An 11,848-nucleotide genomic window follows, 5' to 3' on the forward strand; every position below is an offset into this window, starting at 1 on the left:
CGGGTGAGACTCGGGTGGGCTCGCGTGAGCTCTGGGTCAGCCGGCGCGACCGGTCATCCGCTCGGCCTCGCGCAGGTGCGCGGTGAGCCGTTCGACGATGCGGTCGGACGCGGCCTGGACGGCCTTGCGGGTGGCCCGGCGGTCGGCGTTCTCGACGGCCCGGAAGGGCTTGCCGTAGACCACGTCGATCCGGGAGCGCAGACCCGGCAATGCACCGATCGAGGATCCCCGCGCACCGGTGCCGAGGCAGGCCACCGGGACGATGGGTGCCCCGGAGCGCAATGCCAGATATGCAAGTCCATTGTGCACTGCCGAGAAGTCGGCCTGCCCCCGTGTGCCCTCGGGGAACACCCCGAGCGCGCCGCCGCCGGCCAGCACGTCGAGCGAATCGGTGATCATCCGGCGGTCCGCGACACCGCGCTGGACCGGGATGTGGCCGATCCCGCGCAGTATCGGGCCGAGCGCGCCGGCGAACATCTCGCGCTTGACCAGCACCTGTGTGGGTCGCGGGGCGAAGGCGAAGAGCATCGGCCCGTCGACGAAGTTGGCGTGGTTGCCCGCCAGGATCACCGGGCCGCTCGTCGGTACGTGCCAGGTGCCCAGCGCGCGCACCTTCCAGAAGCTGCGCAGCAGCGGCTCGCCGATGAAGTGCGCGGCGCCGGCGAGCGGGGGCCTGGCGGGTGCGGGCTTGGCGGGTACGGGCTTGGCGGTGGTGCCGAGGGTCGCGGTCACCGCACGTGTTCCGCGACCAGGGCGAGGAGGTGGTCGACCACCTGTTCGCGGTTCAGCTCGGTGGTGTCGACCAGGATCGCGCCCTCGGCCATCCCGGCGGGGGCGACCGCGCGGCCCGAGTCCAGCGCGTCGCGGCGGGCCAGGTCGGCCCGGGTGTCCTCGACGCTGGTGACCCGCGTACCGGTCAGCTCGGCGTTGCGGCGCGCGGCGCGGGCCGCCTCGGAGGCGGTCAGGTACACCTTGACCGGCGCGTCGGGGGCCACCACGCTCGCGATGTCGCGGCCCTCGACCACGATGCCGCCCGCACCGATCACCGCCCGCTGGAGGTCCACCAGGCGGGTGCGCACCTCGGGCACGGCGCTGACCGCGCTGACCGCCTTGGTCACCTCGTCGGTACGGATCGGGCCGGCCGCGTCCCGGCCGTCCACGGTGATGGTGGGCCCGTCCGGCGCGGTCCCGGAGAGGATCTGCGGCTTGTCCGAGGCCGCGGCCACCGCGGCCGGGTCGTGGATGTCGACGCCGTTGGTGAGCATCCACCACGTCATCGCCCGGTACATCGCGCCCGTGTCCAGGTAGCGCAGCCCCAGGCGGGCGGCGACCGCACGCGAGACGCTGGACTTTCCGGAACCGGACGGGCCGTCGATGGCGACCACGGCGGTCGCGAGCGGCGTACGGGCTTCCACGGTCGCCGACCTTTCACTTGTCTGGCTGTCTGCCGGCCGGGGGGCCGTCACGGGTATTGCCGAACCGGGCGGCGCTGCGGAGGCCGCGGGGCGATAGGACACCGCCCGAGGGTACCGTCACGGATAGCCTTGATCGGTTCCCCCATTATTCCGTCACCCGCCCCTTGGAGTTCCCGTCGTGCGTACCGCCGCCGTGGTCGGCACCGGACTGATCGGCACATCCGTCGCGCTCGCGCTGACCTCGCGTGGGGTCACGGTGTATCTGCGCGATCACGACAGGACCGCGGTGCAGACGGCGGCGGCGATGGGCGCGGGTCTCGACGCGGTGCCGGCCGAGCCGGTGGACCTCGCGGTGCTCGCCGTGCCGCCGGGGCGGATCGCGGAAACCCTGCGGCAGGTACAGGAGTCGCGGCTCGCGCTGAGCTACACCGACGTGGCGAGCGTGAAGGAGCAGCCGCTGGCCGAGATCGCCGCGCTGGGCTGCGACCTCGGGCGCTACATCGGCGGGCATCCGCTCGCCGGGCGGGAGCGTTCCGGGCCGCTGGCGGCGCGCGGCGACCTGTTCGAGGGTCGGCCGTGGGTGCTCACGCCCTCGCGGGAGACCGACACCGAGACGCTCAACCGGGCGCTGGAGATGGTGTCGCTGTGTCGTGCCGTGCCGGTGGTGATGAAGCCGCGCGACCACGACCACGCGGTGGCGCTGGTGTCGCACGCGCCGCACCTGGTGTCCGCGCTGATGGCCGCGCGGCTCGAACACGCGCAGGACACCGACACCCGGCTCGCGGGGCAGGGGGTGCGGGACGTGACCCGGATCGCGGGCTCCGACCCTCGGCTGTGGATCGACATCCTGGGCGCCAACGCCGACGCGGTGGCCGACGTGCTGGCGGGCCTCGCGGGCGATCTGGACGCCGTGGTGGGCGCGTTGCGCTCGCTGGCGGCCGACGACGCGGCCAAGCGCGAGGTGGGCACGCGCGGCATCGAGGCGCTGCTGCGGCGCGGCAACGCCGGCCACGCGCGGATCCCGGGCAAGCACGGCGAACCGGCCGCCGTCTACGAGGCGATCCCGGTGGTCGTCCCCGACCGCCCGGGCGAGCTGGCCCGCCTGTTCGCCGACGTCGGCCGCGCCGAGGTCAACATCGAGGACATCCGCATCGACCACGCCCAGGGCCGCCCGGCCGGCCTGGTCGAACTCCAGGTCGACCCCCAACGAGCCGACCCCCTCACACTCGCCCTACGCAACAGCGGCTGGACCGTACAACGCTGACCCACCCGGGAACACCACCGACGGCACACGGCTGCTCCCGACCAAGCACAAACAAGCCAGCCCACAGACCGAACCGAAACCCCTCGAACCACAAACCCCAGCTCATCCGACACCCAAGACCCAGCAAACCGCAGACCGAACCGAAAAGGCCCGAACCACAAAACCCAGCCCGTCCAGCGCCCGAAAACCAGCAGACCGCAGGCCGGTCGGGAACGCCCGGACCACGAAACCAGCCTGTCCGGCGCTTGAGGACCCGCAGGCCGCAGGCCGGCCAGGAACGCCGCCGCTCCGGCACCGAACACAGCCAAGCCGACACCCAGCTCGTCCGGCACCTGAGGACCCGCAGGCCGCAAGCCGAACCAGGAACGCCCGGACCACAAAACCCAGCCCGTCCGGCGCTTGAGGACCAGCAGGCCGCAGGCCGGCCGGGAACGCTACCGCTCCGGCGTCACGCACAAGGCAAGCCACCACCCAGCCCGTCCGGCGCATGAGGACCCGCAGGCCGGCCGGGAACGCTGCCGCTCCGGCGTCGCGCACAAGGCAAGCCACCACCCAGCCCGTCCGGCGCATGAGGACCCGCAGGCCGGCCGGGAACACCTCCCCCTTCGCGGTCAGCGGTGGGCGTTGAGGCGCGCGGCTCGGCGGGTCAGGTGGTCGCGTTCGGCGAGGTTGCCCGCCTTGTGGGCCGCCTCGGCGTACAGCCGTGCCGCCGTCGTCGGGTCGCCGTCGCGTTCGTGGAGGTACGCCGCCACCGCCGTGTGGCGCGGCAGCGAGTCGTCCAGCGTCGCGAGTGCCGCCAATCCGGCGCGCGGTCCGTCGGCCTCGCCCACGGCCACCGCGCGGTTGAGCCGGACCACGGGGTTGTCGGTCAGGCGCACCAGCTCGTCGTACCACTCGACGATCTGCACCCAGTCGGTCTCCTCGGCGGTCGGCGCGTCGGCGTGCAGCGCCGCGATGGCGGCCTGGGCCTGGTACTCGCCCAGCCGATCGCGGGCCAGCGCCGCCTGCAGGATCACCACGCCCTCGGCGATCATGCGGGTGTCCCACCGGTTCCGGTCCTGCTCGGCGAGCGGCACCAGGCCGCCGTCGGGCCCGGTCCGGGCGGCGCGCCGGGCGTGGTGGAGCAGCATCAGCGCGAGCAGGCCCGCGACCTCCGGGTGGTCGATCGCGGCGGCGAGCTGCCGGGTGAGCCGGATGGCCTCGGCGGCCAGGTCCACGTCGCCGGAGTAGCCCTCGTTGAAGACCAGGTACAACACGCGCAGCACGGTGGCCACGTCGCCGGGCCGGTCGAACCGCACGCCGGAAACCGTGCGCTTGGCCCGGCTGATGCGCTGCGCCATGGTCGCCTCGGGCACCAGGTACGCCCGGGCGATCTGTCGCGTGGTCAGCCCGCCGACGGCGCGCAGCGTGAGCGCGACCGCCGAGGACGGGGTCAACGACGGGTGGGCGCACAGGAAGTAGAGCCGGAGTGTGTCGTCCGCCCCGGGCGTGGGCCCGGGCGCCGGCTCCTCGTCGACGATGTCCTCACGCCGGCGCCGGGCCGCGTCCGCGCGGGTCGCGTCGAGGAACTTGCGCCAGGCCGCGGTGACCAGCCAGCCCTTCGGGTCCCGCGGCGGGTCGGTCGGCCAGACGCGGATCGCCTCGACCAGCGCGTCCTGTACCGCGTCCTCGGCCGCCGCGAAGTCGGCTCCGCGGCGGACGAGGATCCCGAGCACGCTCGGTGTGAGGCCGCGGAGCTGTGCCTCGTTCATGCCGGTGGTCACGTCACTCCGCGATGGTGTGCTGCGAGGCGCTCATGAACGGGCGCACCTCCAGCCACTCGTGGATCGGCTTGCCGCCCGCGCCGGGCGCGGCCGACAGTTCCCCGGCCAGCTCGACGGCGCGCTCGTAGGTGTCGACGTCGATGATCATCCAGCCGGCGATCAGGTCCTTGGTCTCGGCGAACGGGCCGTCGGTGACCGGCGGGCGCCCCTCGCCGTCGTAGCGGACCCAGGCCCCCTGCGGGGTCAGCGCCTGACTGTCGACGAACTCGCCGGTCTCCTTCAGCCGGGCCGCGAAGTCGTTCATGTATCCCAGGTGCGCGGAGATCTCCTCCGGCGTCCAGCGGTCCATCGGCACGTCGTTGACCGAGGCCGGAGCGCCGCGGTAGTGCTTGAGCAGCAGGTACTTGGCCATGATGGTTCTCCTCGGTACTGGTGCGCCCATTGTGGTCGCGCTCACCCCGGGGACGAAGCCGCCCACGCGATCTCGACATCGCCGGCCGAATCTTTTTCCGAACCACCTCGCACAAGCCGAGCAGGCCCCTCCCACCACACCCGCCCCCGTACCGCCGGCCGGTCCCCACACCGATCCGCACCGGGACGAACACCCGCATCCACCCACCCGGCAACCTCACGAACCGCCCCCGAAACCACCCGCCCCGTACGCCGCCGACGCGCCCCGACCACACCCAAATCACACCGCAGCCGCACGCCACCCCACAGGTCCACGGCCCACGCCCGGCCCCACCACCCGGCCCGCCGACGCGCCGCAGCCCACCCCCGCCTCACCACACCGCGGCAACCCACCGCGCCACGACCAACCACCTCGACCCATCGCCGCGCCGCAACCCGCCACCCCGCCGGGCCACGGCCACACCGTCGCCGCCCACCACCCGGCTCACCGCGCGGCGGCCGTCCCCGATCCCACCGCCGCGCTGCGGGCCACCAGCCCACCCCCGGCGCCGGGAGGCTTCAGCGGGGTGGGTTTTGTTCGGACCAGCGGCGGCCGAGTTCGGTGCGGAAGTCTTCGCCCCATTGGCTGTTGAGGAGGATTTCCTCGATCAGCGGGTTCGGGGAGCGGTCCCGGCGGTCGGAGAGCACGCAGATCGCGATCTGGCGCAGCACCCCCTTCGTGTCGGTCTTGGGGGCCAGCACCACCACGAGGAGTTGTTCGAGCAGCTTGCGGGTACGTTTCTCGCCCGCGCCGGCCGCCTCCAGACGGTCCCCGAACTGTTCGGCGTCCAGCACCGTTTCGCGCATCGCCCGCATGTCGTCCGGGTTCCACGCCTCGGGGGCGAGCTGGCGGCGGCGCTGTTCCAGGCGCGTGGTCAACCGGTCCGCGATCACCGGCAACACCCGCAGGTCGGCCAACCGCAGCGCGACCGCGAGGGTGACGATGTTGTCGATCGCGGCGACCTCGGTCTTGGCCGCGCCGCCGCCGAGCGCCCGTTCGCGCAGCGTCGGTTTGTCCGGAAGGCGCTTGACCGCGCGCCGTATCTTGTTCACCTCGGTGTCCGGGATGCCGTATTCGGCCCACACGCTCCACGGCGCGTTCCCGGCGCTGGTCGGCGGCGCGCCCGGGGTCGGCGGGTTCTCGGGTCCGCCGACCGCGCCCGGCTCGGCGTCCGGGTCCGCGTCGAGGTCGTCGTCGGTGTGCGGCAGCGCGGGTATCGGCAGTTCGCCGCGCTCCTCCTCGAAGCCCGGCCACGGCCCGGTGAAGGCGTCCTCGATCTCCTCGAACACCGCGCCGTCGTCCGCGTACCAGGTCACATCCGCGGGCTCCGCGCTCGCGGCGGCCGGAGCCGAGTACGGAAGCGACGGCCGGGGCGGCGACACGGTCGACACGGCCCGGGGGGCCGAGGACCCCGCCGGGTAGGGGAACGCCGGTTCCTCCTCGGCCGTGGACACCGTCACCACCCGGGGCTCCCGCTCGACCCGTGCCGCCGCACCACCCCGCCGGACCCGCTCCGCCGCGGCCACCAGCGCCTTCTCGGTCGCCAGTCCCCGATCCCGAACCGGCGCGGGCGCGGCCGTGGGCGCGGCGGCGACGGCGCGCGACGGCGCGGGCACCGACACCGGCGCGGGCTCGAACAGGGGCGCACGCGCGGGCGCGGGCGGCATCGGCGCGACCGCCGGCGCACCCGACCCGGCCCCCGAGCCCCGCCGACCCAACCGGGCGCAGATCTCCCGCGACCGCTCCTCCGCCCGCTCGTGCGGCAGCGGCCGCAGGTCGCGCATGCCCTCCAGGAGGCGGTGGATCCCCGGCCAGTCGGTGTCGGTGTAGCGGCTCACCAGCAGCGCCGCCGCGTGCGCGTGCACGTCCGAGCCGGCCTTGGGCTCCTCCCCCACGACCAACCGGTAGCGGCCGGCCCACGGCTGCGCGTCGCGCGGCCGGCGCGGCAGCACCACGAACCTCGGCTTGCCCGAGTGGTCCAGCGTCTCGAAGGTGGAGAACGTGAAGGACACCGGGACCAGCCACAGGAGCAGGTCGGACAACCCCCACAACATCGGCACCGGATCGATCCCCACGTCCGCCTGCCGGAACGAGAAGAACCGGCCCGGATGCCGCAGCACGGCGGCGACCGCGACCTCGAGCAGATACGCCTGCTCGCGCGCGCGGCCGCGCAGCCGCTCGGCGTGCCCGTCCAGCGCGGCGGCCACGAAGTCCGGGGCCAGCGGCGCGAGTCCGTAGCCGCGCGGGATGTCCTCCAGGGCGGACTCCGCCGCCCACACGGCCTCCTGGGTGAGTACGAGCGCGGCATGCGGGCCCAGGTCGCGGCCGGGGTCGAGCAACACGCGCGCGTTGTTCCCGTCGACCACGTACTCGCGCCGGACCACCGCCGCGCCACGACCGGTGTGCACCAGCGCGACGCTGGTCACCGGCGCCCCGCGGTCCTCCGCGTCGACCGCCACATGCTCGCGCAACTCGTCGTGCCAGCCAAGCAGTTCGTCCCGGGATACGGAGGAGGCGATGGGCCCCAGGCCGCGCCCGCCGAGCAGGCTGTCGTCCTGGCGCCGGTAGACGATCTGGCGGTACCCGCCCGCCTCGGCCGCGGTCGGCGGCTGGTTCCCTCCCGGCTGCGCCGTGCGTGCCGTGCGTGCCGTCATGGCTACGGTCCCGTCCTGTGCGGCATGGTCTGGAAGCTCTCCACGGTCAGTCGCCCCATCTCGAGCAGAAACGGCTCGCGATAGCGGGAGGAACACAGCACGTCGACGAGCACGTTCTGATAATCCGCCCACACCCGCAAGGACGTCCGAAGGGCCCAGACCGTGCCCGCGACGTCGACGGCCAGCGTGGACAGCACGTCGGCGCCGAATCTGGGCCGCTTGACGTCGGTCACGGTGAGCCGGGCCAGCGTCTCCACCAGCCGACACAGCGTCTCCCTCGGGGCGCCGCAGCTGTCGAAGGTGTTGATGTCCTCGTGCAGCCGGCCGAGCACCGTCGCGTAGGTCTGCCTGGTGTGCCGTTCCGGCCGGCCGCCGTCGCCGTAGGCCGGATGCAGGAGCCGATCCAGCCGGTACACCACGGGGACCAGCAGCGGCGGCCGGGCGAGCAGCAGCGCGACCGCGAGCGAGGCGGGGTCGACCTGGATGAGGACGTCGCGGAACTCGTTCGTCTCGTGCCCGTTGCTCCGGGTCAGCAGCCCGTCGGCCACCTCCAGCGCGGTGTAGCCGTTGCGGGACGCGCCCAGGCGCTCCCACTCCCCCCGGTCCCACGTGCCGCGCGCGAGTCGGCCCGTCGGGCCGTTCGGGGGCAACACCGGACGGCTGCCCGAGCCGGACTCGGGACGGGGGGCCGTGCCCGGCGGCGGGACGAGCCGATCCGGGCGGGGCGGGACCGGCGCGTCGCCGCCCACCGTCGGGCGATACGCCGGCATCGGTCCGGCCCGGTTCGCCTCGCCGCCCGCCCGCCACGCGTCGGCCGGCCCGGACCGCCCGAACTCCGGCGGCGCGGAACCCGACTGTCCGGGCCCGGGCGACGACGGGCCCGGTCGCGCGTACCCCGGCGCGGCGCCCCGGCCGTACCGATCCCGCTCGGTATACCCACCGGGCTCGTCCGCGGCGTCCTGGTCGTCGTCCTCACTCCCGTTGATCCAGGTCTCCGTGTAGCCGTTCTCCCAACGCTCGGCGTCGGCCTGCGGCTCGCGCGCGCCGCTGCCCGCCGCCGGGCCGGGCGACGCCCCGGGCGGTACGGGCGGCGCCGGCGACGTCTGCGGGGCCCGCGGCGGCTCCGGCGTCCGGGGCTCCCGCGGCGCGACGGCGACCGCCGGTGTCAGCCGGGTCGCGTCCGATTCGAGCGCCAGCACCAGGTCGGCGACCTCCCGATACGACGCCCCGTCGGTGCCGATCGCCGTCTCGATCCGGGCCAGCAGCGCGTCCACCTCGGCCCACGGGCGCGTGCAGTACAGCTGTACCAGCAGCCCGGCGGCGTCGCGGAACACGTCCTGCCCCGGCTGCGGTTCGGCGCGCGGGTCGATCCGCAGCCGGTTGGCCGGCTCCGGTGTGTTCGGCCAGCGCGGGACCAGGACGAAGCGCGGCTTCAGCGGCGCGTCGCTGGTCTCGTAGGTGGAGAAGGTCCACATCCCGGGCGCGATCGGCTGCGCCAGGTCGAACACGCCCCACAGCAGCGGCACCATGTCCGCGCCGACGTCGCTCTGATGCAGGGTGAAGGTGCGGTGATGGTCGCGCAGCACGGCCGCGAGCACCACCTCTAGGAGTTCCGGCCGGGCCCGGGCCCGCTCGCGCAGTTGCCCGCGGATGGCCGGGTCGAACGCCTCCGGGCGGATCGTGGTGCCGCGCAGCGGTACGTTCTCGGGCACCTCCGCGAGCGGGGTCCTGGACCCCGTGAGCCCGCCGCCGCGCTCCTCGTGCAGCCACGCGGTGGCCAGCATCGTGTGGGCCCCGACGCTGAGTTCGGGGTCCACCAGGACGTGCGCGTCGGTTCCCGGTCGATTGCCGGCGTGGACCGCGGCCTCGCGCAGCACCAGCGCGTGCCGGTTCTCCAGACGTACCCGGCAAAAGCTCCAGGCGGGGGTCTCCGGCAGCGAGCGGTCCATCGAGACGTGCTGCTCCAAGCCGCCGTGCCAGTCCCGGAGTTCGTTCAGACCCAGCGACGTGGCGATCGGGCCCATCCCGCGACCGCCCAGGAGGTGGTCGTAGCTCCAGCGATAGACGATCTCGTCCAGTCGATCCTCTGTGCCGCCCACCCCGTCCGATGCCATCTCACACCCCCACCCGCTCGATGTCGGCCTGATCGAGCATGCCGCACATCGCGAGGATGGACACCACCGGTTCGAGAACCCGGCGCGGCCGGATGCCGCCGGGGAAGTGCCCGTCCCGCTCGCGCGCGCCGGTCGCCGAGACGAAGTGCATGGTGCAGCGCCGGAATTCCTCGAACGGGCTGAGCCACGCGCCGGCGTCGTGCGCGTACAGGAACGAGTACACGTCGCGGCTCTCCGCGTCCGTGCGGGCCGGGTCGACCACCCCGGGTCGGGGCGGCTGCGAGCCCAACCAGGCGTCCACGGGCGGCTCGAAGCGGATCAGGTCGGACTTGGTGACCGCGACGGCGACCGGTTGGTCGAGCAGGGCGGCCGTACGCGGCAACCGGTCCATCACCGCGGCGAAGGTGCGGTCGCCCCGGCGCAGGCCCGCGGTGTCCTCGCCGTCCCGGGTCAGCCGGCGCAACTCCGGCAGGTCGACCGCGACCACCGGGTCCACCACGAACACGAACGCGTCCGCGGCGGCCAGGAATTGCATCTCCCGGCCACCCCGGGCCAGGTCCTCGCCGCTGACGTCGAAGAAGGCGATCGGCCGGGTCCGCCCGCCCGTGCGCAGCAGCAGCGCGTCGGCGAACTGTACGAGGTTGCCCTGGTGGTTGACCGTGGTCCCGAGCATCTGTCCGCGCTGCAACAGGTCGACCCGGTCCCGCAGGTATTCCTGGTGGTGGCCGGCGTCCACCGGCACGTGCGTCACCCCGTACCGGCGCAGCCCGCCGGCGTCGATCTCGGCGATCATCGCGGCCAGCAGGTGGGTCTTGCCGGAGAGGCCGTCGCCGATCAGCCCGACCACCAGCGGCGGTTCGTGGATCATGTAGTTGGTCGGCAGGAAGTGCTCGCGCTCCTCGTCCCCCGTGGGGTTGGGGCAGCGCATGAAGGTGGTGATCATGCGGTCGTGCCGCTTGACCGGGTCGGTGACCGTGCTCAGGTCGACCCGCTCGTAGCGCAGCCGCGCGTCGCGCTCGTAGAGGTCGTTCTCGTTCCAGCGGACCAGGTCCAGGCAGAAGGGGCAGCGCACCACGGGTCGATTCGCGTCGATGGGATCGCCCGTCGGGGCGCCGGCGGACGGGGTGACGACGGTGATCGTCTCGCTCGCCCCGCGCGTGGGCTCGCGGGTGTCGCGCGTTTCGGTCCGGCCGGCGGTCCCGGGCGGTGCGCCGACCGGCCCGGGTGCCTGGCCCACCGGCGGTTCCTCGCGCGGTCGGGTGGTCCGGGCCTCCTGACGGGTGCCGAGCGCGTCCAGCCGCTGCCGGATCGCGTTCACCCGGTCCGCCTCGGGCAGCGTGTGCACCTCGGTGGGTACGTTGAGCAGCCGGTGGAAGCCCGACCAGCCGGAGCCCACGTAGTGCCGGACGATCCGCCGGGCCAGTTCGCGGTGCGGGTCGAACGGCTCGCCGCGGCCGGTCAGATCGACCCGGACGCGCGGCCCGGGCGGACCGGACGGCGCCCGGGGCAGCGCGATGAAGCGCGGCGCCCCGTTGGGGTCGTCGACCGCGTCGTCGACCTCGAAGGTGGAGAACGTCCACGGTCCCGGAAGCAGCGCGGTGAGCAGGTGTTGCAGGCCCCACAGCAGCACGGTGGCGTCCTCGGCGCCGGCCGGCAGCAGGGCCAGCCGGGCCCGGGGGCGGCGCAGCACGGCGGCGACGAGCACTTCGAGCGGATCGGCCAGTCGGTGGGACTGCTCGTGCAGGTCGCCGGCGGCGACCTCGAAGGCCGCGGCCAGGCGCTCGTCGGGCAGCGGTTTGAGGCCGTAGCCCGGCGGGACCCGGTCCAGGTCCAGCGCCCCGGGCGCGCGCCGCTCCAGCGAGCCCCACGCGAGCGCGTCGAACGGCGCGATCGAGTCCCGGGGGCCCACCAGTACGTGGGCGGAGTTGTTCAGCCGCTGGCGGCGCGCGTCGGCGGAGAACTCCCGGCGGATCAGCGCCACTCCGAGCGGGGTGTCGAGCAGACACACGCTGGACGCCGGGCAGGCGGGGTCGCCGTAGTCCATGGTGACCGCCTCGGCCAGCCCGGTCCGGGTGTGCCAACCGAACACCTCGTCGCGACCCAGCGAGGTGGCGACCGGAACGATGCCGCGGCGCCCGAGCAGCCCGTCCGGGTCCCAGCGGTACACGATCTGATGCAACATCAGCC

The 11,848-nt window shown here is 74.0% G+C and carries 8 protein-coding genes; 1 reads left to right on the forward strand and 7 read right to left on the reverse strand.

Annotated elements, in window-relative coordinates; all coding sequences use genetic code 11:
- Nucleotides 1-36: 36 nt before the first annotated feature.
- Together EMA17_RS40065 and cmk are read right to left on the reverse strand one after the other, a co-directional pair.
- Complete coding sequence (locus EMA17_RS40065; protein WP_126642156.1) at nt 37-732, reverse strand: lysophospholipid acyltransferase family protein; 696 nt, start codon at nt 730-732, stop codon at nt 37-39.
- A complete protein-coding gene (gene cmk / locus EMA17_RS40070; RefSeq protein ID WP_126642157.1) occupies nt 729-1,415 on the reverse strand; it encodes a (d)CMP kinase in 687 nt (228 codons plus the stop codon). Before cmk ends, EMA17_RS40065 begins: the two co-directional genes overlap by 4 nt.
- Before the next feature lie 178 nt (nt 1,416-1,593).
- On the opposite strand from cmk, the gene EMA17_RS40075 reads away from it, so the two are divergent.
- Entirely contained in the window at nt 1,594-2,679 is a 1,086-nt protein-coding gene (locus tag EMA17_RS40075) for a prephenate dehydrogenase (protein ID WP_126642158.1), read from the forward strand.
- Between the two features lie 611 nt (nt 2,680-3,290).
- Here EMA17_RS40075 and EMA17_RS40080 read toward each other — a convergent pair.
- The 5 genes from EMA17_RS40080 to EMA17_RS40100 form a co-directional block, all read right to left on the reverse strand.
- Nucleotides 3,291-4,430: an RNA polymerase sigma factor gene (locus EMA17_RS40080; RefSeq protein WP_126642192.1), complete on the reverse strand. Its 1,140-nt coding sequence runs from the start codon at nt 4,428-4,430 to the stop codon at nt 3,291-3,293.
- Between the two features lie 13 nt (nt 4,431-4,443).
- Nucleotides 4,444-4,854, reverse strand: coding sequence for a YciI family protein (locus tag EMA17_RS40085; RefSeq protein WP_126642159.1), 411 nt, complete (start codon nt 4,852-4,854; stop codon nt 4,444-4,446).
- 557 nt (nt 4,855-5,411) lie between these two features.
- On the reverse strand, nt 5,412-7,547 hold the full coding sequence (locus EMA17_RS40090; protein ID WP_126642160.1) for a hypothetical protein: 2,136 nt from the start codon (nt 7,545-7,547) through the stop codon (nt 5,412-5,414).
- Between the two features lie 2 nt (nt 7,548-7,549).
- Nucleotides 7,550-9,661: a hypothetical protein gene (locus EMA17_RS40095; RefSeq protein ID WP_126642161.1), complete on the reverse strand. Its 2,112-nt coding sequence runs from the start codon at nt 9,659-9,661 to the stop codon at nt 7,550-7,552.
- A gap of 1 nt (nt 9,662) precedes the next feature.
- On the reverse strand, nt 9,663-11,843 hold the full coding sequence (locus EMA17_RS40100) for a TRAFAC clade GTPase domain-containing protein (protein ID WP_126642162.1): 2,181 nt from the start codon (nt 11,841-11,843) through the stop codon (nt 9,663-9,665).
- Between the last annotated feature and the right edge of the window lie 5 nt (nt 11,844-11,848).

It is taken from the genome of Embleya hyalina (assembly GCF_003967355.1).
Taxonomy (GTDB): Bacteria; Actinomycetota; Actinomycetes; order Streptomycetales; family Streptomycetaceae; genus Embleya; species Embleya hyalina.

Bases quoted from the DNA above. Each gene is read 5' to 3' on its own strand.
- EMA17_RS40080 (WP_126642192.1), bottom strand. From the start codon at position 4,430: ATGAACGAGGCACAGCTCCGCGGCCTCACACCGAGCGTGCTCGGGATC.
- EMA17_RS40085 (WP_126642159.1), bottom strand. From the start codon at position 4,854: ATGGCCAAGTACCTGCTGCTCAAGCACTACCGCGGCGCTCCGGCCTCG.
- EMA17_RS40090 (WP_126642160.1), bottom strand. From the start codon at position 7,547: ATGACGGCACGCACGGCACGCACGGCGCAGCCGGGAGGGAACCAGCCG.
- EMA17_RS40100 (WP_126642162.1), bottom strand. From the start codon at position 11,843: ATGTTGCATCAGATCGTGTACCGCTGGGACCCGGACGGGCTGCTCGGG.
- EMA17_RS40095 (WP_126642161.1), bottom strand. From the start codon at position 9,661: ATGGCATCGGACGGGGTGGGCGGCACAGAGGATCGACTGGACGAGATC.